General features: G+C 74.0%; 19 protein-coding genes. 15 read left to right on the top strand and 4 right to left on the bottom strand.

Features of this window, described 5'->3' with window-relative positions; genetic code table 11:
• Positions 1-39: 39 nt before the first annotated feature.
• The 3 genes from ACFQPP_RS01380 to ACFQPP_RS01370 all read right to left on the bottom strand — a co-directional run bounded on the left by ACFQPP_RS01380 (position 40) and on the right by ACFQPP_RS01370 (position 2,232).
• Positions 40-894: an NAD(P)-dependent oxidoreductase gene (locus tag ACFQPP_RS01380; protein ID WP_376914686.1), complete on the bottom strand. Its 855-nt coding sequence runs from the start codon at positions 892-894 to the stop codon at positions 40-42.
• Positions 891-1,619 carry a FadR/GntR family transcriptional regulator gene (locus ACFQPP_RS01375; protein ID WP_376914685.1) on the bottom strand — a complete coding sequence of 243 codons (729 nt, stop codon included), beginning with the start codon at positions 1,617-1,619 and terminating at the stop codon, positions 891-893. The genes ACFQPP_RS01380 and ACFQPP_RS01375 overlap by 4 nt, the downstream gene beginning before the upstream one ends.
• A 244-nt stretch (positions 1,620-1,863) precedes the next feature.
• A complete protein-coding gene (locus ACFQPP_RS01370; RefSeq protein ID WP_376914684.1) occupies positions 1,864-2,232 on the bottom strand; it encodes an FKBP-type peptidyl-prolyl cis-trans isomerase in 369 nt (122 codons plus the stop codon).
• A 195-nt stretch (positions 2,233-2,427) separates the two neighbouring features.
• Here ACFQPP_RS01370 and ACFQPP_RS01365 point away from each other — a divergent pair, with 195 nt between their 5' ends.
• The 13 genes from ACFQPP_RS01365 (at position 2,428) to ACFQPP_RS01305 (ending at position 16,446) form a co-directional block, all read left to right on the top strand.
• On the top strand, positions 2,428-2,565 hold the full coding sequence (locus tag ACFQPP_RS01365) for a hypothetical protein (RefSeq protein ID WP_376914683.1): 138 nt from the start codon (positions 2,428-2,430) through the stop codon (positions 2,563-2,565).
• Positions 2,562-3,266: a winged helix-turn-helix domain-containing protein gene (locus tag ACFQPP_RS01360; RefSeq protein WP_376914682.1), complete on the top strand. Its 705-nt coding sequence runs from the start codon at positions 2,562-2,564 to the stop codon at positions 3,264-3,266. Before ACFQPP_RS01365 ends, ACFQPP_RS01360 begins: the two co-directional genes overlap by 4 nt.
• A gap of 480 nt (positions 3,267-3,746) precedes the next feature.
• Positions 3,747-5,105: an MFS transporter gene (locus ACFQPP_RS01355; protein ID WP_376914681.1), complete on the top strand. Its 1,359-nt coding sequence runs from the start codon at positions 3,747-3,749 to the stop codon at positions 5,103-5,105.
• A gap of 561 nt (positions 5,106-5,666) precedes the next feature.
• A complete protein-coding gene (locus tag ACFQPP_RS01350; protein ID WP_376914680.1) occupies positions 5,667-6,473 on the top strand; it encodes a sulfite exporter TauE/SafE family protein in 807 nt (268 codons plus the stop codon).
• A 475-nt stretch (positions 6,474-6,948) separates the two neighbouring features.
• A complete protein-coding gene (locus ACFQPP_RS01345) occupies positions 6,949-8,718 on the top strand; it encodes a hypothetical protein (protein ID WP_376914679.1) in 1,770 nt (589 codons plus the stop codon).
• A 221-nt stretch (positions 8,719-8,939) separates the two neighbouring features.
• Complete coding sequence (locus ACFQPP_RS01340; protein ID WP_376914678.1) at positions 8,940-9,995, top strand: alpha/beta hydrolase; 1,056 nt, start codon at positions 8,940-8,942, stop codon at positions 9,993-9,995.
• Positions 9,996-10,125: 130 nt separating this feature from the next.
• The gene (locus tag ACFQPP_RS01335) at positions 10,126-11,685 is read left to right on the top strand and encodes an FAD-binding oxidoreductase (RefSeq protein ID WP_376914677.1); all 1,560 of its coding nucleotides are present in this window, start codon (positions 10,126-10,128) and stop codon (positions 11,683-11,685) included.
• Between the two features lie 70 nt (positions 11,686-11,755).
• Positions 11,756-12,565, top strand: coding sequence for an alpha/beta fold hydrolase (locus ACFQPP_RS01330; protein WP_376914676.1), 810 nt, complete (start codon positions 11,756-11,758; stop codon positions 12,563-12,565).
• A gap of 53 nt (positions 12,566-12,618) precedes the next feature.
• Entirely contained in the window at positions 12,619-13,320 is a 702-nt protein-coding gene (locus ACFQPP_RS01325) for a CPBP family intramembrane glutamic endopeptidase (RefSeq protein ID WP_376914675.1), read from the top strand.
• A gap of 329 nt (positions 13,321-13,649) precedes the next feature.
• Entirely contained in the window at positions 13,650-14,195 is a 546-nt protein-coding gene (locus ACFQPP_RS01320; protein WP_376914674.1) for an NYN domain-containing protein, read from the top strand.
• 169 nt (positions 14,196-14,364) lie between these two features.
• Positions 14,365-15,210, top strand: a complete 846-nt coding sequence (locus ACFQPP_RS01315) for a Cof-type HAD-IIB family hydrolase (RefSeq protein ID WP_376914673.1) — start codon at positions 14,365-14,367, stop codon at positions 15,208-15,210.
• 347 nt (positions 15,211-15,557) lie between these two features.
• Positions 15,558-15,914 (top strand): hypothetical protein, encoded by a 357-nt coding sequence (locus tag ACFQPP_RS01310; protein WP_376914672.1) that lies wholly within the window; start codon positions 15,558-15,560, stop codon positions 15,912-15,914.
• A gap of 124 nt (positions 15,915-16,038) precedes the next feature.
• Complete coding sequence (locus ACFQPP_RS01305; RefSeq protein WP_376914671.1) at positions 16,039-16,446, top strand: hypothetical protein; 408 nt, start codon at positions 16,039-16,041, stop codon at positions 16,444-16,446.
• A gap of 179 nt (positions 16,447-16,625) precedes the next feature.
• Here the strand turns inward: ACFQPP_RS01305 and ACFQPP_RS01300 are convergent, their stop codons facing one another.
• Positions 16,626-17,999 (bottom strand): APC family permease, encoded by a 1,374-nt coding sequence (locus ACFQPP_RS01300; RefSeq protein WP_376914670.1) that lies wholly within the window; start codon positions 17,997-17,999, stop codon positions 16,626-16,628.
• A 201-nt stretch (positions 18,000-18,200) separates the two neighbouring features.
• Here ACFQPP_RS01300 and ACFQPP_RS01295 point away from each other — a divergent pair, with 201 nt between their 5' ends.
• Positions 18,201-19,055, top strand: coding sequence for an excalibur calcium-binding domain-containing protein (locus ACFQPP_RS01295; protein WP_376914669.1), 855 nt, complete (start codon positions 18,201-18,203; stop codon positions 19,053-19,055).
• Between the two features lie 21 nt (positions 19,056-19,076).
• On the top strand, positions 19,077-19,940 hold the full coding sequence (locus tag ACFQPP_RS01290) for an HNH endonuclease family protein (protein ID WP_376914668.1): 864 nt from the start codon (positions 19,077-19,079) through the stop codon (positions 19,938-19,940).
• Positions 19,941-20,065 lie beyond the last annotated feature (125 nt).

Here is a 20,065-nt window from a genome sequence, read left to right as displayed (position 1 = left end):
CGGCGGCTGCGTCGCCCTGGGTCGGATCGGTGGGCGCGGCTAGCGCTGGTAGGTGCGGATGACCTGGCTGTCGTCGGCGCGGTCGAGGCCGGCGTCGGCGGCGGCGAGGTAGCGCTCGCGTGCCGCGGCGAGCACGGGCACCTCGGCGCCCGCGGCGGCGGCGGCGTCGGCGACGAGGCCGGAGTCCTTCACGAAGATGCCGATGCTCGACGTGACCTGCGGCTCGTCCTCGAGCATGCGGGGGCCGCGGTCGGACAGCATCCACGAGCCCGCGGCGCCGCCTGCGACGAGGTCGAGCACGGCTGCCTGCTCGAGGCCCAGACGCTCGGCGAGCGCGAGCGCCTCGGCTGCGGCGACGATGTGCACCGAGCAGAGGTGCTGGTTCACGACCTTGATGCCCTGGCCCTGGCCGAGCCGGTCGCCGACGACGCGCACGGTGCCGAGCGGCGCGAGCACGGCGGCGGCCTCGTCGAGGTCGGCGTGGGAGCCGGAGGCGAAGATGACGAGCTCGCCGGTGGTCGCGCGGGCGACGCCGCCCGTGACGGGGGCGTCGACGACGCGGCCGCCGAGGGCGACGATGCGGGCACCGGATGCCTCGACCGCGGCGGGGCCGACGGTCGACATGACGATCCAGAGGCGGTCGGCGGCGACGCCTGCGGCCTCCGCCTGGTCGACGAGCGCATCCAGCTGCTCGCCCGTGGCGACCATGACGACGACGGGGCCGGATGCGGGGGCCTCGGCGATCGATGCGACGGCGTCGATGCCGGCGGCCTGCGCGCGGTCGCGGGCGGCCTCGAAGGGATCGACGCCCGTGACGGCGAGGCCGGCGCCTGCGATGCGCTGCGACATGGGGGTGCCGATGGCGCCGAGGCCGACGAAGGTGGCGGTGGTCATGCTGCTCCTGCGGTCGTGGGGGCCGCGTCGCTCGTGGCGACGACGGCATCGTGGTGGTCGAAGTGGAGGCGGATGGCGACGCGTGCGGCGTCGACGTCGCGCGCGCCGAGCGCGTCGACGATCGCGCGGTGCACGGTGTCGGTGCGGTACGTGCCGTCGTCGGCGGGGGTCTCGGCGCGCATCGCCGTCGCGCGGCGGGCGGCGAGCGTGTCGCGCAGCATGCCGGCGAGGCCGTCCTGCAGCACGTCGAGCACGGGGTTGCCGACGATCGTGAAGAGGTGGCGGTGGAAGGCGAGGTCGGCCTCGAGGCCCGCGTCGTGGTCGCCGCAGGCCGTGGCCGCGATCATCGTCTCGACGAGCGCGCCGAGGGTCGCGACGTCGGCGGCGGTCGCGCGCCTCGCCGCCTCGACGGTCGTGACGATCTCGAGCATCTCGCGCGCCTGGTCGACCTGGTCGGGCGTGACGCCGCCGAGGGCGGACATGAGCGTGAACGTCGTGCGCACGACGGATGCGCCGGGGGAGCGGAGGTAGGTGCCGTGGCCCTGGCGGCGGTCGAGGATGCCGAGCGACTCGAGCTGCGAGAGGCGCTCGCGCAGCGTGCTGCGGCTCATGTCGAGACGCTCGACGAGCACGCGCTCGGGCGGGAGGCGACGGGTGCCGTCGTGCTCGACGGTCGAGAGGTCGACGAGGCGGGCCACGAGGGCGTCGAGCGCGTCGTCCATCATCTCCCCATCGAGTGGAGGTCCGACCGCATTGGTCCGACCAATCCGCGACGATACGCCCGCGCTGCGTCGACTGTCAACACTCCCGCCGCCCGTGCACCCTCCCGCCCCTCCACGAACCTGTGCAGGCTCTCGGCCGTCTGCGAGGTCAGAAGCGGCCGAGAACCTGCAGGAGTTCGGGGTGGGAGATGCAGCGAGGCCCCCGCCGGGTGGCGGGGGCCTCGCGAGTGGTTCGGGTGGATGCGGGTCAGGCGACGCCGAGCAGGTCGATGACGAAGATGAGGGTCTTGCCCGAGAGGCGGTGGCCGCCACCGGCGGGGCCGTATGCGAGGTGCGGCGGGATGGTGAGCTCGCGGCGTCCGCCGACCTTCATGCCCGGGATGCCCTCCTGCCAGCCGGCGATGAGGCCCTGCAGCGGGAACTGGATCGACTGGCCGCGGTTCCACGACGCGTCGAACTCCTCGCCGGAGTCGTGCTCGACGCCGAGGTAGTGCACCTCGACGGTCGCGCCGGGCGTGGCCTCGGCGCCCTCGCCCACGACGATGTCGCGGATGACGAGCTCGGAGGGGGCGGGGCCCGTGGGGGCGTCGATCTCGGGACGGGTCAGGTCGCTCATGCCTCCATCCAACCGCACGGTGCGGGCAGCGTGCGAGGCGCTGGCTCTTGCGATCGAGATGGACGCGATATATCGTGAGCCTCAGCACTCGCGATATAACGCGAGTTCACCATGTGAAAGAACCCTTGCGAAGCACACGCTTCGAAAGTAGTCTTTCGTTAGACGCAGGTCCACCGATCGAGGAAGGAGCAGGCCATGCGACGCAGCACCAGCAGCATCCGACCGGGACGCGACGAGGAGATCCACCGCGCCCGTCGCGCCACGGCAGCCGCAGAGCAGCGCCATGCGCAGGCGCGCCAGACGGCGATCGCCACGCAGGGTCTCCTGCCGTGACGGCGCCCGAGCAGGCGGGGTCCGCGGACGCGACGTCCGGGCAGGCGGTGCCCGAGCAGGCGACGTCCGGGCAGGCAGCGCCCGAGGCGGCGACGTCCGGGCAGGCGGACGTCGCGAGCGGCCCGGGCGCGCTCGTCACCAGCGATCCCGCCATGCTCCGGGCGCTCGCGCATCCGCTGCGCGTCGAGATCCTCAGCGTGCTCGACGACATGCGCGAGGCGACGGCGACCGAGATCGCCGAGCGCGTGGGTGAGAGCCCTTCGAACTGCTCGTTCCACCTCCGTCAGCTCGAGAGGGCCGGCTACATCGAGCGTGCCGAGCCGCGCGGCACCGCCAAGCCGTGGCGGCCCATCCACCGCAGCCGCAACCTCATGCCCGACGTGCACGACCCGGCGTCGGTGCGCTCGTCGGCGACGGTCGGCGCGCTGTACGTGCAGCACGAGGCGGCGCGCATCGTCGACTTCCTCACCACCGCACCCACCGACGACGCCGCATGGGCAGGCGCGGTCACGGTGAACACCTCCGAGTTCTGGGCGACCGCCGACGAGATGCGCGAGCTCGTGCACGCGATCGCGGCGCTCACCGAGCATCTGCACGGCCGTGAGGCGGATGCGTCGACACGACCGCCGGGCAGCCGCCGCGCGCACTTCCTCGGCGTGCTGAATCCCGACCCGCGGACCCCGCCGACCCCCGAGGCGTGACGCGCGGGGCCTGACCCCTCGCACCCCGACGCGTCCCCGCTCACGGCGTCGGGTCATCCCGCGGCGCCCGCGCGACCGCGATGCGCCGTCATGCGTGCGCGACCGCGTCGCGTGCGGCGTCGCGCCGTGAGGCGCGCAGGACCGCGTCGCGCCGCCGGGTCGCGCCGCGTGCGTCGGCACGATGCGCCGTCGCGCGAGGCGTGCCTGCGCGATGGGCCGACCACCCCGACCGAAGCAGTGCCGTCCACGTCAGCAGGAGCGAATCGTGACCCAGCCACCCCGACCGAGGTCGTGCCGTCCGCGTCAGCAGGAGCGAATCGTGACCCAGCCACCCCGACCGAGGTCGTGCCGTCCGCGTCAGCAGGAGCGAATCGTGACCCAGCCACCCCGACCGAGGTCGTGCCGTCCGCGTCAGCAGGAGGGAATCGTGACCCAGCCACCCCGACCTTGGTCGTGCCGTCCTCGTCCGCAGGAGCGATCGTGACTCAGCCAGCACCCGGCCCGGACCCCGCACGCGAAGCGCACGCCGCGCCCGCGTCGCCAGCCGCATCGCCCGCCGCTTCCGCACCCGGAACCGCCGCCGCATCCGCACCGGCATCCGCCCCCGCATCCACCGCGAGGTCCGCGTCGCCGTTCCGTCGGCCCGCGTTCCGCCGCCTCACGGTCGGCTGGTTCGCCTCGAACCTCGGCGACAGCGCCCTCTACCTCATGCTCGCCGTGTGGGTGCGCGAGCTGACGGGTTCGGATGCGGCGGGCGCGCTCGTGTTCCTCGCCCTCGGCGCGCCGACGCTGCTCGCACCGATCGTCGGCCATGTGGCCGACCGCGTCTCGCGGCGCAGGCTGCTCATCGCCGCGAACGCGGGCGGCGCGGCGCTCGTGCTCTCGCTGCTCGCGGTGCACGGGCCGCGCGACGTGTGGCTCATCTACGTCGTGACGGTCGGCTACGGTCTCGTCGCGATCGTCACGGCAGCCGCGCAGTCGGGGCTGCTGCGCGACATGCTGCCCGATGCCGAGCTGGGTTCGGCGAACGGTGCGCTCTCGTCGATCGACAACGCCATGCGCATCGTGAGCCCGCCGCTCGGCACCGTGCTGTACGTGGCGTTCGGGCCGTGGGCGGTCGTGCTGCTCACGTCGCTCTGCTTCGTGGCGACGACGATCGTGCTGCTGACGGTGCGCGTCGCCGAGTCGCCGGCCATCCTCGAGGATGCGCACGAGCCGTGGATGCGGCAGGTCACCGCGGGCTTCCGCCACCTGCTGTCGGAGCCGACGCTGCGCCTGCTCACGATCGTCCTGACGTCGGCGTTCGCGGCGAACGGTCTGCTGAACGCGACGATCTTCCCGTTCGTCGAGGTCGGCACGGGAGCCGGCCCCGAGGCGCTCGGCCCGTTGCAGGCCGTGCAGGGCGCCGGCGCGGTGCTCGGCGGCGTCACGGCGGCGGCGGTGCTGCGACGCATCGGCGAGCGCCTGCTCGTGGCGTGGGGCCTCGGCCTGCTGGGTGCGGGGCTCGTCGTGGGCCTCGCCTTCCTGTACGGCCAGCCCGACGCGGCATGGATGCGGTGGGCCGGCATGGGCGCGTCGCAGCTGCTCATCGGCTTCAGCGTGCCGTGGGCCATCGTGGGCGTCGTGACGTATCGGCAGCGCGTGACGCCTCCGCGGCTGCAGGGCCGCACGTCGGCGGCGTTGAACGCCGCGATCAACGTGCCGCAGCTCGGCTTCCTCGCGCTCGGCGCGTGGCTGCTGGCGGTGCTCGACTTCCGCATCCTCGTCGGGGTCTGCGCCGCGGCGATGGTGGCGGCGGGCATCGTGTGCGCGGCGGTGCGCCCGCGCTCGGCGGCGTGACGCGTCCGCGTGCCGCGGTGCGACGCGCACGCGTTCCGCGGTGCGACGCGCCCGCGTGCTGCGCCGTGACGCGCCCGCGTGCCGCGGCGTGACGCGCCCGCGTGCCGCGGCGTGACGCGCCCGCGTGCCGCGGCGTGACGTGCCCGCGCTCCGCGCCGTGACGCGCCCGCGTGCCGCGGTGTGACGCGCACGCGTTCTGCGCCGTGACGCGCTCACCCCTCCGCACGCGCGCCGCCACCTGCCCCGCGCTCCGCCGCATCCCCTGCACGTCGCGTGCTCGCCGACCGGGCACTCGATGCGCTCGAGTGGGCACCACATGTCGCCGAGCCGGGCTGCCGAGAGCATGTACTGCCCAGTCAGCACAGGAACCGGGGAGCCGCGCCCGAGGCACGCAGGACGGACCGGGCAGCAGATGCGCGCGAACGGGCAGCAGATGTCGTGGAGAGCGCCGTCAGGCGACATCGTCTGCCCAGTCCGCCATGAGGAGCGTGCGCCGCATCCGCCGTCGCGCATCCGCCGCGCAGGATCCGCTCCCGCGCACGCGGTGCCAGGATGGACGCGATGCCCCCCACGACCGCCCGCTCACCCCGCCGCTACGTCGCGTTCGTCGTGATCGGTCTCGTCGCCGGCTTCATGTCGGGGCTGTTCGGCGTGGGTGGCGGCATCGTCATCGTGCCGCTGCTGCTGGCCTTCGGTGGGCTCGAGCGCAAGCTCGCGAGCGGCACGAGCCTCGCCGCCATCGTGCCGACGAGCGCCGTCGGCGTCGTCGCCTACGCCATCCCCGGCAACGTCGACGTGCTCGCGGCCGCGCTGCTCGCCGCCGGCTCGGTGGTGGGCGCGCAGCTGGGCGCGTTGCTGCTCGCGAGGCTGCCCGTCTCCTTCGTGCGATTCCTCTTCATGGCGTTCGCGCTCGCGGTCGCCGTGCAGCTCTTCCTCGTCGTGCCCGAGCGCGGCGACGGCATCGAGCTCGACGGCTGGACCATCGCGGGGCTCGTGCTCGTCGGCCTCGGCACGGGCGTGCTCGCCGGCATCATCGGCATCGGCGGCGGCGTCGTCGTGGTGCCGGCGCTCATCCTGCTGTTCGAGTCGAGCGACCTCGTCGCCAAGGGCACGTCGATGCTCATGATGGTGCCGACGGCGATCTCGGGCACGATCGGCAACCTGATCCGCAAGAACGTCGACCTGGTCGCCGCGGCATGCGTCGGCGGCGCCGCGTGCCTCACGACGGCGCTCGGCGCGACCGTCGCCGGCCTGCTCGACCCGCGCGCCGCCGCCATCCTGTTCGCCATCTTCCTCATCGCCGTGCTGGTGAAGACGGCGATCGAGGCGTGGAGGGCGCGCACGCCGAAGGGCGACGCGAAGGCCTGATCCCGCACGGGAGGATGCGCGGCGCCCTGCTCGCGCTCGACCGCGCCGCTCCCTGGCGTCTCGCATGCGGGCGGTGCATGCTCGTCGCATGGATGCGCGCGGCACGCCCCCGCCGCCCGGCGAGCGGGCGTCGTGGCCGCACCGCGCCGCGCGGCCGCCGCACCCGGATGGGCTGCCAGGGTCGAGCCCGCACCCCGCGTCCGCCGCGCAGCCGCCGCCGTCGCCCGCGTACGAGCAGCCGCACCAGGCGCCTCGCGGGCGGGGTGCGCCGCCGTCGGCGCCGTGGTCGCCGGCGTACGGCCCGCCCGCGGCGACGCCACCCGGCAGTGCTGCGCTGCCAGCCCCTGCGTCGCCGACCCCTGCGCCATTCGCCCCTCTGCCAACACTGCCGTCCGCCCCTCCGCCAACCCTGCCGTCCGCCTCACCACCCCCTCGCCGCGGGCGCGCCACCGACGGCCGCACCACGCTCGGCCGCGTGCTGCGCGCGTGGTGGTCCGGCCGCATCCGTCGGCTCGTGCCACGCGGTGTGGCGTGGACGGCCGTGGCGTTCGCGGCGCTGCTGCTCGCGGCGTGGGTGCTGCTGGCCGACATCCTCATCACCCCCGGCGTCGTGCAGGAGTTCCCGGGCGAGGTGCCGAGCCGCGACTGGGGCCACGACGTCGTCGGATGGGTGGCGCTGCAGATCACGTTCGGGCTCGGCTTCGCCGCCGCCACGATGCTGCTGCTCGTGGGCAGGCCGTGGCATCGCTGGGTCGCCGTCGGTGCGACGGTGGCGTCGAGCGCCATCACGCTCGAGGCGGTGCTGTCTGGGCCCGGGCAGGGCGTGCAGTGGGTCGCGGGCATCGGTGCGAGCGGGCTCGCCGCCGCCGTGCTCGCGGCGCTCGCGATCGCACTCACGCGGCCGCGCGTGCATCTCGCGGTCTGCGCGGGCGTCGCGCTCGCGATCCAGTGGGCGCTCGTGACGTGGGTGGGCGCCGTCGAGCCGACGCAGTGGGTGTTCGTGAAGGCGTGGACCGACCTCGCCTTCCCCGTGCTCGTCGTCATCGGCGCCGTCGCGATCCTCGCCGTCGCCCTGTACGCGCAGCAGGTGCATGCGCGCGCCGACCGCATCGGCAGGCGCATCCTGCTCGCGTCGTGGGTGCCGATCGCGGCGGCGGCGATCGCGCTCGCCGTCGTCGCCGTGCGCATCGGGCCGCTCTCGACCCTGTTCGGCGACCTCGACGCCAACATCTGGGGCTACCCGACGTGGAGCTCGTGGCCACACGCGATCGTCGCCGGCGTCGTCGTGGTGTGGCTCGTCGCGCGCTCGGGGCGGATGCCGGTGCGGCCGCGCGGGCACCTGCTCGTGATCGCGACGCTCGCGATCGTCGCGGGCATGGCGCTCGTCTCGTTCCTCGTGGCGTACGCGCTCCTCACGTTCGTCACCGACGACGGCGCGGTGGTCGATGCCGTGCAGGCCGTCATCCTCCCGGCAGGCAACCTCACGGGGCTCGTCGTGCTGCTCGTGCTGCTCGTGCCCGTGGTGCTGCCGCGGCTGCGCCGCTCGACGGGGCGGGTCGGCGCGATCGTGGCGCTGCTCGTCGTGGTGCCGCTGCAGGCGTGGTTCATCTGGTCGATCGACCTCGGGCTGCCGGGTTCGCGGTTCGCGGCGTCGCCGTCGCAGATCGTCGCCGTCATCCTCGTGCTCGTGCTGGGGCTCGCGATCTGGGGTGCGGCGCGTCGCCGCGACGTCGTCGACCGCCATCTGCTGCTGCGCCTCGCGCTCGTGCCGCTGCTGACGATGCATGCGGGCCAGCTGCTGCCCGGCGTGTGGAAGGACGACCTCGAGCAGCCGCTCGTCGTGGTGCTGAGCCTCGCGGCCCTGCTGCTGCTGGGCGCGCCGCGCACGGGCACGAAGGAGGGCGACGCGCGGGCGATCGTCGCGCCGTTCGCCGTGCAGGTCGCGGTGCTCGGCTCGGTCATCGTGTCGCGCACGATGGGCGAGCTCATGGACGACGAGACGACGACGATCTCGGTGCTGTTCCTCACGATCCCGCTCGCGGCGATGCTGTGCTGCAGGCTCGAGGATCCGTCGGATGCGTGGACGCAGCGGGCGTCGACCGTCGACCTGCAGACCATGCGCCGCGGCCGCGCGCCCGCGCCCGTCGTGACGCCCGCCGACGCATGGGGCGCGCCCGCGATGGGGCCCGTCGCACCGATGGGATCGGGCGACGTGCCGTGGCGGGGAGGCCCGCCGCCGGGCTGAGACCACGGGATGCGCACGCCTCGCGCGTGCCCGCCGCGGGGTTGAGGCCGCGGGATGCGCACGCCTCGCGCAGGCCCCGCGCGAGTGGGCGATGCCCGGCCCCTGGCGAGCGCATCGAGCCCGGGGCGTCATCCCACGCCCCGCCGTCGGCGCATCCAGTGCGCGCGAAGGCCGCCGACACGGCAGGCTGGGGCGAACGTCACCACGAAGGGGAGTGCCGCATGGCCCGTGCATCGAGGCTGCTGCTCGGAGGGATCGCGGTCGGTGCGGCCGCGGCGGTCGGCGCGCACGCCGCGCGCGTGCGGGCGGCGACGGCTGCGGTGGATCCGCAGTACCGCACGCCGTGGCTGCTGGTGCCCGATGCCGCGATCGGCGCCCGCATCGTGGCGCTCTCGCGACGGATGCGGGCGAAGGCCGCGCCGATCGCCGACGGCGTCGTCGCCGAGGGTCGGCTGGTCGCCGGCCGCGACGGTCGACGCGTGCCCGTGTGGGTGTACGAGCCCGAGCGCACCGGCGAGCGGCCGCTGCCGGTGCTGCTGTACGTGCACGGGGGCGGCTTCGTCCTCGGCGATCCCGTGACCTACCACGACCGTTGCTCGTCGCTCGCGGCCGACCTGGGCATCCGCGTCGTGAGCGTCGACTACCGGCTCGCGCCCGAGGATCCCTTCCCTGCGGCGCTCGACGACTGCGTCGACGTGCTGCGGTGGATCCACGCGTCGGCGCATGCGGAGGGCGTCGACGGCACGCGGGTGGCGGTGGGCGGCGACAGCGCGGGCGGCGGGCTCGCGGCGTGCGCCGTGCAGGCCGGGGTCGACGAGGGGCTGCCGATCGCGTTCCAGCTGCTGCTGTACCCGATGCTCGACGACCGCACCGTGACGCGGGAGGATCACGCGGGCACGGGTCGCTTCGTGTGGTCGACGGGCTCGAACCGGCACGGGTGGACGTCGTACCTCGGCGTCGCGCCCGGTGGCGACGCCGTGCCGCCGTACGCGGTCGCCGCGCGCCGCGAGGGGCTCGCGGGGCTGCCGCCCACGTGGATCGGCGTCGGCGCGCTCGACCTCTTCGTCGAGGAGGACATCGTGTACGCCCGTCGGCTGCGCGACGCGGGCGTCGACGTGACGCTCGTCGAGGTGCCAGGCGCGTTCCACGCCTTCGAGCGCATCGTGCCGGATGCCCCGGGCTCGCGGATCTTCGAGCGGCGGATGCGGGCCGCGCTGCGTGCGGCGCTCGGGCTGCCGCAGCAGCGCGGCCGCCGCGGTGTCGGTGGCGCCGTCTAGCGTGCGAGCCACCTGGTGCGCGGGGCCACGGCCTGCCGCAGGCGCTGGCACCTGCGAGGTCGGGTCTCATGCGCGCGGCGCGTCGCAGGAGAGGCCGTAGAGTGCCAGGCACGCGCGAGGAGGGGTGGGCATGACGGTCGTCGACGAGCTGCGGGCGAGGCTCGCGCCCGCGCAGGTGCTGACGGATGCGGCCGCACTCGACGCGTACGCGCACGACGACGCCGAGTGGGCGCCGTTCGCGCCGCCAGCCGCGGTCGTGCTCGCCGAGTCGCTCGACGACGTCGTCGCGACGGTCGAGGTCGCGCACGCGACGGCGACGCCGATCGTGCCGCGCGGCGCCGGCACGGGGCTGTCGGGCGGCGCGAACGCCATCGCGGGATGCATCGTGCTGAGCCTCGAGCGCATGACCCGCATCCTCGAGGTCGACGTCGACGAGCGCTTCGCGGTGGTCGAGGCGGGCGTGCTCAACGACGACCTGCGCCGCCATGTCGCCAGCCACGGCCTCTGGTACCCGCCCGATCCCGCGAGCCAGGCCATCTCGACGATCGGCGGCAACGTCGCCACGAACGCCGGCGGCATCTGCTGCGTGAAGTACGGCGTCACGACCGACTACGTGCTCGGCCTCACGGTCGTGCTCGCCGACGGCCGCGTCGCGCGCGTGGGTCGCTCGACCGCGAAGGGCGTCACGGGCTACGACCTCACGTCGCTCATCGTCGGCAGCGAGGGCACGCTCGCGATCGTCGTCGAGGCCCGCCTCAAGCTCGTGCCGCTCGCCGGGCGCGAGGATCGCGTCGTCGTCGGCACGTTCTCGTCGCTCACGGATGCGGGCCGCGCCGTCGCGTCGATCGCCCGCGACGGCATCGTGCCGGCGGCCCTCGAGCTCGTCGATCGCACGTGCCTCGCAGCGGTCAACGCGTGGCAGGGCCTCGGCATCCGCGACGACGCGGCTGCGATGCTGCTCGTGCGCGTCGACGAGGTGGGTCCGGCGGGCGAGGCGCTCGCCGAGCGCGTCGCGGCGCACCTCGCGGCGGCCGACGCGTCGGGCATCGAGCGCGCATCCGACCCCGACGAGATCGACCGGCTGTTCCGGGCCCGCCGGCTGGCGTATCCGGCGCTCGAGCGCCTCGGCCCGGTGCTCACCGAGGACATCTGCGTGCCGCGCATGCAGGTGCCCGCGATGCTCGCGCGCATCGAGGCGATCGCGGCCGAGGCCGACGTGACGATCGCGAACATCGCGCATGCGGGCGACGGCAACCTGCATCCGCTCATCGTCGTCGCCGCCGACGACGCTGCGGCCCGCGCGCGAGCGAAGGTCGCGTTCGACCGCATCGTCGACGAGTGCCAGCGGCTCGGCGGCACGGCCACCGGCGAGCACGGCGTGGGGCTGCTCAAGCTGCCGGCGGCGGCCGCCGAGATCACGGGCGTCGAGCTCGACCTCCACGCGGCGGTGAAGCACGCCTTCGACCCGCGCGGCCTGCTGAACCCCGGCAAGGCGTTCCCGTCGGCCGGCTCGGCGCTCGCCGGCGGCATCGGCGCGGTCATCGACCTGGCAGGCGAGCCCGCGGCGCCCTCATCCCTCGCCGCCGCCGCCGAGCCCGCATCCCTTGCCTCTCCCGCCGCACCCGCATCCCTCGCCCGAACCACCCCCACTGGGCAGCAGATGCAGCCGATCGGGCAGGAGATGTCCTGATTCCGCCCGAAGCACCGCATCTCCTGCCCGATCGAATGCTCGAAGCGACCGATCGACCCAGGAGGATCTCGTGACCACGACCGTCACCGCCGACGACGGGTACCGCATCCACGTCGCCGAGCACGGGGATGCGGGCGGCCGGCCCGTGGTGCTGCTCGCCGGCTTCACGGCAGCGGCGACGACGTGGCGCTTCCAGGTGCGATCGCTGGCCGATGCCGGCTACCGCGTGCTCGCGGTCGACGTGCGCGGCCATGGCGACACCGAGCCCATCGGCCGCGGCGTCACGATGGCGCGGCGCGGCGACGACGTGCAGGCCGTGCTCGAGCGGCTCGACCTGCGCGACGCGACGCTCGTCGGCGGCTCGATGGGCGGCAACACGATCTGGGCGTTCGTCGAGCGTCACGGCACCGAGCGCGTGCGCTCGATCGTCGTCGTCGACCAGACGCCGCGCATGCTGAACGACGACGACTGGCGCCACGGCTACTACGGCTACGAGCCGGCGAACCGCGACACGTTCTTCGCCGAGGGCATCCCTCCGACGGGCGTGGGCACGCCCATCTGGCGGCGCGGGATGCGCGTGGTGCGGCTGCTGCGGGCGATGGGTCGCCCGAGGGCTGGCGGCCTCAGCGCTGGCGAGCTCGACATCCTGGGCGACCATGCGCGCGCCGACTGGCGGCCCGTCATCGCGCGCACCGAGGTGCCGGTGCTGTTCGTCGCGGGCGACGAGAGCGAGCTGTGGCCGTCGACCCACGCCGCCGCCGCCGCGAGGCTCGCGCCGATGGGCGAGTCGGCGGTGGTCCGGCGAGCCGGGCACGCGACGAACGCCGAGCAGCCCGCGGCGTTCGACCGCGGCCTCCTCGCATTCCTCGCTCGCACCTGAGCTCGCGCGACGTCGCTTGACCGTGCCCCGAGGGCACGGTGTCGGGTGGTGGCATGAGCGACACCACCCTTCGCCCCGCCCCCACCGTCGAGCGCCCGGGATGGCCCGAGCTGGCTGCCGGCGCCATCGCCTTCCTGCTCGGCCTCGTCGGCACCGTCGCGCTGCTCACGTCGGTCGACCTCGAGCCGGTCACCGCGGGCCTCGTGCAGTACGCGCTCTCGGGCACCCTCGGGCTGCTGGGGTTCACGGCGGCGTTCGCCGTGCGCATCCGCAGGCTCGACGTGCTGGGCGTGCGTCGCGCATCCGGTCGCTGGCTCGCGATCGGTGCGGCGAGCGGGGTCGGCACGTTCGTGCTGAGCCTCGTGGTCGGCGTCGTCATGAGCCTCGTGCTGCCCGCGCCCGAGAACATCCAGAGCGACTACCAGGCGGCGGCCGCGGGCGGTGCCCTCGCGTTCGTGGCGACGCTGTTGCTCGGCTCGGTGCTGACGCCGCTCGGCGAGGAGGCGTTCTTCCGCGGCGTCGTCGCCAACGCGTTCGGGCGCTGGTCGGCGTGGGTCGCGGTGCCGGCGAGCGCGGCGATCTTCGCGCTTGCGCACGGCGTGAACGCGGTGCTGCCGGTGGCGTTCGTCGTGGGCGTCGCGACGGCGCTGCTCTTCCGCCGCACCGGATCCATCTGGCCGGGCGTGCTCGCGCATCTCGTGCACAACACGCTCGCGACCCTGTTCCCGCTCGTGGTGCTGCCGCTGCTCGCCTGACGCGGCGCGGTTGCGGTCGCGTCGGCGGCTTCGCGTGCTGCAGGCGATCCCGGCAGCAGAGGGGCATGTTCCCTCCGCTGCCGGGATCGCGTGCGAGACGCGAAGCGCGGCCCGCGAGACGCGAGGCTCGGCCCGCGAGACGCGAGGCTCGGCCCGCGAGACGCGAAGCTCGGCCCGCGAGGCGCGAGGCTCGAGCCCGCGAGGCGCGAGGCTCGAGCCCGCGAGACGCGAGGCTCGAGCCCGCGAGACGCGAACGTGGGCGCGCGGCGGATGGGCCGCGGCGCGGGGCGGATGCGGTCGCCCTGCCCCGGGCGCAGTACGGTCGACCCATGGCCGAGCGCACCACGTACATCCTCGTCGATGGCGAGAACATCGACGCGACGCTCGGCCAGTCGGTGCTCGGGCGCCGCCCCGACCCGCACGAGCGCCCGCGCTGGAACGTGCTGCTCGACTTCGCCGAGCAGCAGTGGCAGCAGGGCGTGAAGGGTCTCTTCTTCCTCGCCGTGCAGGAGACCCTGCCGATGTCGTTCGTGCAGGCGCTGCTCGCGATGGGCTACACGCCCGTGCCGCTGCAGGGCGACGGCAAGGTCGTCGACATCGCCATCCAGCGCACCGCGGATGCGTTGCGACACCGCGCCGCCGACGTCATGCTCGTGAGCCACGACGGCGACTTCGCGCCGCAGATGACGGCGCTCGCCGACGGCACGCGCCGCGTCGGCACGATCGGCTTCGCCGAGTTCATGTCGACCGGGCTGCGTCAGGTGCCGGGCGTCGAGCAGTTCGACCTCGAGTACGACGTGCACGCGTTCACCTCGCGACTGCCGCGCGTGCGCATCATCCCGATCGACGAGTTCGACCCGGCGCAGTTCCTCTGATCCAACCCTGCATGGGTTCTCGGCCGCTTTCGACCTCGCAAGCGGCCGAGAACCTCCAAGGGTTTCTGGGGCCGAGGGCGCGATTCGTCGCCGCCCACCCGCGGGTGGTGGGATGGATGCGGTGGGCCCGCGCCCGCCGCCGCCCGCATCCGTGAGCCGAGAGGCATCCATGCCGCACGCATCCCACGCCCGCGTCGTCTTCCTCGACGTCGACGGCACGATCATGGACGAGGCGGCGCGCGTCGCCGACTCCACGGTCGAGGCGGTGCGGCGGGCGCGCGCGAACGGGCACACGGTGCTGCTGGCGACGGGTCGCGCGCCCATGGAGGTGCCCGAGCACGTCGCGGCGATCGGCTTCGACGGCGCGATCACCGCAGGTGGCGGCTACGCGGCGATCGGTGGCGAGCAGGTGCTCGAGCGCACGATGGACGCCGAGCTCACGGCACGCATGGTCGCCGTCTTCGAGGATGCGGGCGTCGACTACTACCTGCAGACCGACGAGGGCGTGTACCCGACCGCCGGCGTGCACGTGCGCTACGCCGAGTACCTGCGGCGCTACGCGGGCGAGACGTTCGACGGCGTCGAGCCGCACGAGCATCCGCGGGTCGCGCCGCTCGTGCAGACCGAGCCGCTGCCCACCGAGCGCGTCGCGAAGGCCATGTTCATCGGCGAGGACCTCGGCCTGTTCGCGCGCATCGCGGAGAGCCTCGGCCCCGACTTCCACGTCATCACCGGCACGATGCCGCACCTCGGCACCGCGAGCGGCGAGGTGAGCCGGGCGGGCGTCACGAAGGGCGCGGCGATCGAGCACGTGCTGCCGCTGCTCGGCTTCGCTGCCGAGCAGGCGATCGGCATCGGCGACTCGTCGAACGACGTCGAGATGTTCGACGTGTGCGGCGTCGGCATCGCGATGGCGGATGCGGTCGTCGAGGTGCGCGAGCGCGCGAGCGAGTTCACGACGGGCGTGCTCGACGACGGCATCTGGAACGCCTTCGCGCGCCACGGCCTCGTCTGAGGAGGCGCAGGGCGCGCTCGACGAGCTCCCGCGTCGGCTTCCGGCTCGTGGGTCCTCGTGACTGCGTCCGTCGCCGCGCGGATGCGCACCTGGAGAGGCCTCGCGTGCGCTGGGGGATCGCGACCCCGCTCCGTGCGCATCGCGGCGACGGGCTCCCGGCTCGTGGGTCCTCGCGACTGCGTCCGTCGCCGCGCGGATGCGCATCTGGCGAGGCCTCGCGTGCGCGGGGGGATCGCGAGCCTGCTCCGTGCGCATCGCGGCGGCGGGCTTCCGGCGCGTGGAGTCTCGCGTCCGCGTCCGTCGGCGAGCGGATGCGCATCTGGCGGTGGCTCGCGTGCGCTGGGGAATTGCGACCCCGCTCGGTGCGCATCGCGGCGACGATCCCGGCCGATGCCGAGGTCGGCGCGCACGAGCTCGTCGTGCTGGTGTCGAACGTCGATGCCGAGGTGGCGCCCGTCGTCATGCGGTTCTCCGTCGAGGCCGCGCCCGTCGTGGTCGCGCCGGAGGCTCCCGCGCCGGTGCAGGTCACGCCCGCGCCTGCCGGGTCCGCGCCGGCCGGCTCGGCATCGTCGGCATCGTCGACGAGCTCGCACCTGCCGCGTACGGGAGCGGATGCGCTCCTGCCGATGCTGCTGCTCTCGGTGGCGCTGCTCGGCGCGGGCCTCGCGGTGCGGCGACGCTCGGCGGTCGCCGCGCGTCGCTGATCTCGCGTCGCTCAGCGGATGATGGCGGCGGTCGACCCTCGGGTCGGCCGCCGCCTCGTCGTTCGCGCCGGCCGTGGCGTCAACGGGCTCGCGGGCGCCCGCACGAGGGCCGACGATCGCATGGATGGGTGCATCACGATCGTCGTCGCGCGGACCGCTGCTGCTGCTGCTCGCACTCGACCTCGCGGGCAGCGCGGCGACGACGCTCGTCGTGGCGTCCGGCCGCGGCGGGCGTGCCCGACTCGGGGCGGTCGCCGCGGTGGCCGCGAGCGGCGTCGGCACCGCGGCGCCCATGCTGATGCGAGCCGCCCGCTCTCACGCGCGGCGTGACGTCGACGCGGCGCTCGCGACCGTCGCGGTCGGCCTCGTGTGGAACACGGCGGGCGCGCTCGCCGTGGCCCGCGCCGCCGGCGTGGAACCCGACCGCACGGCGGCCGCCGCCCGGCTGCTGCTCGTGCTCGGCGACGCGATCAGCGTCGGCTACCTCGTCGAGCTCGTGCGCATGCGGCGTTCGGCGGCACGCACGCGCTGAGCGTCGGCGCGATGCGCGCCTGAGCGGCGCGGCATCCACCCCGCGCGGCGGCCTCCTCGCTCCCGTGCGCGGCTCGCCGCGCACCACGCCCCACGGCCAGCACGACGAAGCGGGGCGAGCCCGAAGGCCCGCCCCGCATCCATCCATCCGCGCCCGCCATCGCCGACGGGCGCCGAGGGCTACTCGAGCGGGATCGAGCGCGTCGGCTCGGCCGTGCCCTGCTGGTACTCGCGCTTGCGAGCGGCGCGGGCGATGAGGAAGAGGATCGTGCCGACGACGACGTAGCCGAGGGCGATGAGCCACGTCTGCAGCGACTGCTGCGTGAGCAGCGCGATCGATGCGATGAGCGCGAGCACGGGCACGACGCGCGGCACCGAGAAGTGCTTGTGCCTGACCTCGTCCTTCTTCAGGACGAGCACCGAGATGTTCGCGGAGATGAAGACGAGCACGAGCAGCAGCACCGTGGTGTCGGCGAGCGTGCCGACGTCGCCGACGAACGACATCGCCATCGTGACGAGGCCGACGACGAGGATCGCGAACCACGGGGTCTTGCGGCCCGAGAGCACCGAGCCGAAGATCTTCGGCAGCAGCTTCGCCTCGGCGAGACCGTACGTCGCACGCGACGCCATGACCATGAACAGCAGGGCGCCGTTGCCGATCGCGACGAGCGCGATGATCGAGAACAGCCACGTCGGGAACGCGAAGCCGGATGCGTTGATGACCTCGAGCAGCGGGCCCTCCGACTGCGCGAGCTGGTCGGTGGGCACGACGATGGATGCGCCGATCGCGAGCGCGAGGTACACGACGGCGGCGGTGATGATGGCGCCGAACAGTGCGCGCGGGTACGAGCGCGAGGGGTTCTTCACCTCCTCGGCCATGTTGGCTGCGGCCTCGAATCCGAGGAACGAGAAGAACGCCGTGATCGTGGCGGCGAAGGCGCCGGTGAACGGCGAGATGCCCTCGGCGAAGGTCATGGGGCGCGACAGGTCGCCGCCGCCGCCGCCGATGACGAGCGCCGCGATCACGATGATGATGATGAGGCCCGTCATCTCGATCACCGTGGCGCCGACGTTGGCGATGAGCGACTCGCGCACGCCGCGAATGTTGATGACGATGAGCAGCGCGATGAAGACGAGCGTCACGGGGATCGTCGGGATGTCGACGATCGCCTGCAGGTAGTCGCCCGCGAACGCGTTCGCGAGGGCCGCAGACGTCGTGATGCCCGACGACAGCATGAGGAAGCCGATGAGGAAGGTCACGAACGGCTTCTTGAACGCGCGCTCGGCGAAGCGCGCTGCGCCACCGGCGTGCGGGTACTTCGTGATGAGCTCGGCGTAGGTGCCGGCCGTGAGCAGCGCGAGCACGAGCGCCAGGATGAGCGGCACCCACAGGGCTCCGCCGACGTCCTGGGCGAGGGTGCCCATGAGCGTGTAGATGCCGGCGCCGAGGGTGTCGCCGACGATGAAGAAGAAGAGGAGGAGCGTCGTGATGCCGCGCTTGAGCTTCGTCGCTGGAGCGGAGCCCTCTGCCGGGGCTGTGCTGGTTTCGGCCATAGCGAACCACCATGCCACGAAACGCGAAGTGGCGCGTACGGGTCGGGCGGAAGTTGCGCGCGGGGGAGGGGCGTGGCAGGCGGCGGGCGGCGCGTGAGTCTTCGTGTCTCGATCGTTACCTCGTCACGATGACGAATCCTCAGCGCCGGGGTACGCTCAGGCGACGCTGCTCCCGCAGCCGATGAGCTGTGGAGGGTGCGCATGGACGATCGTGCGAGGGGCTGGCTGCCGGACAGGGCACGCGAGGCGCAGAGCTGGGCGCAGGATCGCGCGCAGCAGGCGCACGGATGGGCGCAGGAGCGAGCGCAGTCGCTGCCGTGGGCGCAGGGTGTGCAGCAGCCCTTCCCGCCGGGTGCGGCGGGAGCCCCTGCCATGCCGCCGACGGTGCCGAACCCCGTGATGAACCCGATGGCTGCGCCGGCGATGCATGCGACGGGCACGCCGGAGTGGGGCGGTCAGCCTGAGCGGCCGAATCGTCGATGGCCGAAGCGCGTGCTGATCGGTGCCGGCGTCGTGGCTCTGTTCGCACTCGGCTCGTGCGCGGGCGGGATCGGGCAGATGCACGAGGTCTCGACGCTGCGGACCGAGCTCGAGACGACGACCGGCCAGCTGACCGGCATGTCGGCCGAGCGCGACGAGCTGTCGCTGCTCGTCGAGCAGCAGGGCGACGACCTGCTGGCGGCGCAGGAGGAGTCCGAGACGCTCGCGACGACGCTCGGCACGACGGAGACCGATCTCGCCACCGCGCAGACCGACCTGACGACGGCGCAGACCGATCTCGCCGCATCGCAGGCGCTCGTGTCCGAGCGCGACGCGACCATCGCCTCGCTCCAGGCCGAGCTCGCCGCAGCGCAGGCGGCTGCCGCCCCGGCGATCGCGCCGCTCGTGTCGGCACCGTCGCAGCCGGCGGCCGCCGCACCCGCGGCACCCGCAGCGTCTGCCTACTACGCGAACTGCACGGCCGTGCGTGCGGCGGGTGCTGCGCCGATCCGAGCCGGCCAGCCCGGCTACGGCGGCCACCTCGACCGCGACGGCGACGGCGTCGGCTGCGAGTAGGCCGCTGCACGTGTGGATCGCATGACGGCTCGGCGGGGACCGGGCGCGCTCGGCGCGCTCTCCATCGCGGCATTCGTGCTCTCGGTGAGCGCGCTCGTCGCGTCCCTCGTGGTGCCTCCGCTCGTGGCGGGCGACGCGTCGGCGGTCGGGGCGGAGCCGGTGACGTCGTCGCCGAGCGCGGCCCCCACGCCGGCTTCGGCTGCGCCGCCGCCGTCGGTCGCGCCATTCGTCGCGCCGTCGGTCGCACCATCCGCAGCGCCGTCGGCCACCCCGTCCGTCGCGCCTGCCCCTTCGGCATCCTCCGAGGCGCTCGCGCAGCTCGCGGCGCTGCCGCTCACCGATCCGAGCGCGCCGAGGCCCGACTACGTGCGCGACCTGTTCGGCGAGCGGTGGACGGACGTCGACGGCAACGGCTGCGACCAGCGCAACGACGTCCTGGCGCGCGACCTCGAGTCGTACGCGCTGTTCCCGGACCGGCACTGCATCGTGCAGACCGGCGTGCTCGCCGATCCGTACACGGGTGCGACGATCGCCTTCCTGCACGGCGAGCAGACGTCGCAGGCCGTGCAGATCGACCACCTCATCCCGCTGGCGCTCGCCTGGCGCAGCGGCGCGTGGGCGTGGACGGACGAGCAGCGCCTGCTGTTCGCGAACGACACGTCGCTGCTGCTCGCCGTCGAGGGCCAGATCAACCAGTCGCGCAGCGACTCGGACTTCGACGAGTGGCTGCCGCCCGTCGAGGCCGTGCACTGCTCGTACGTCATCACGATCGTCGACGGCCTCGCGCGGTACGAGCTGAGCATCACGGCGTCGGCGCGGGCGGCCGCCGAGTCGGTGCTGGTCGGATGCGGCGACGAGGAAGGGCTCGTGCGGGCCGCGTCGTGAGCGCCGCGCGTTCGTCTGCGCTCGTCACTCGAGCTGGCATCATGGCGCACTCGGCCGACGAGGCCTGAGCACCGTGCGAAGGTCGAACGACCGCGCTCCTCTTCGACTGGAATGGGGCCCTGGCA

Origin of the sequence: Agrococcus sp. GCM10030265, from assembly GCF_042666675.1 — a bacterium.
Classification (GTDB): Bacteria; Actinomycetota; Actinomycetes; order Actinomycetales; family Microbacteriaceae; genus Agrococcus.
This window is presented reverse-complemented; position numbering and strand designations above follow the sequence as displayed.

Excerpts from the sequence above, each read along its gene's own strand:
- ACFQPP_RS01380 (WP_376914686.1), bottom strand. The coding sequence starts at position 894 with ATGACCACCGCCACCTTCGTCGGCCTCGGCGCCATCGGCACCCCCATG.
- ACFQPP_RS01375 (WP_376914685.1), bottom strand. The coding sequence starts at position 1,619 with ATGATGGACGACGCGCTCGACGCCCTCGTGGCCCGCCTCGTCGACCTC.
- ACFQPP_RS01370 (WP_376914684.1), bottom strand. The coding sequence starts at position 2,232 with ATGAGCGACCTGACCCGTCCCGAGATCGACGCCCCCACGGGCCCCGCC.
- ACFQPP_RS01365 (WP_376914683.1), top strand. The coding sequence starts at position 2,428 with ATGCGACGCAGCACCAGCAGCATCCGACCGGGACGCGACGAGGAGATC.
- ACFQPP_RS01350 (WP_376914680.1), top strand. The coding sequence starts at position 5,667 with ATGCCCCCCACGACCGCCCGCTCACCCCGCCGCTACGTCGCGTTCGTC.
- ACFQPP_RS01340 (WP_376914678.1), top strand. The coding sequence starts at position 8,940 with ATGGCCCGTGCATCGAGGCTGCTGCTCGGAGGGATCGCGGTCGGTGCG.
- ACFQPP_RS01335 (WP_376914677.1), top strand. The coding sequence starts at position 10,126 with ATGACGGTCGTCGACGAGCTGCGGGCGAGGCTCGCGCCCGCGCAGGTG.
- ACFQPP_RS01325 (WP_376914675.1), top strand. The coding sequence starts at position 12,619 with ATGAGCGACACCACCCTTCGCCCCGCCCCCACCGTCGAGCGCCCGGGA.
- ACFQPP_RS01320 (WP_376914674.1), top strand. The coding sequence starts at position 13,650 with ATGGCCGAGCGCACCACGTACATCCTCGTCGATGGCGAGAACATCGAC.
- ACFQPP_RS01315 (WP_376914673.1), top strand. The coding sequence starts at position 14,365 with ATGCCGCACGCATCCCACGCCCGCGTCGTCTTCCTCGACGTCGACGGC.
- ACFQPP_RS01305 (WP_376914671.1), top strand. The coding sequence starts at position 16,039 with ATGGGTGCATCACGATCGTCGTCGCGCGGACCGCTGCTGCTGCTGCTC.
- ACFQPP_RS01300 (WP_376914670.1), bottom strand. The coding sequence starts at position 17,999 with ATGGCCGAAACCAGCACAGCCCCGGCAGAGGGCTCCGCTCCAGCGACG.
- ACFQPP_RS01295 (WP_376914669.1), top strand. The coding sequence starts at position 18,201 with ATGGACGATCGTGCGAGGGGCTGGCTGCCGGACAGGGCACGCGAGGCG.
- ACFQPP_RS01290 (WP_376914668.1), top strand. The coding sequence starts at position 19,077 with ATGACGGCTCGGCGGGGACCGGGCGCGCTCGGCGCGCTCTCCATCGCG.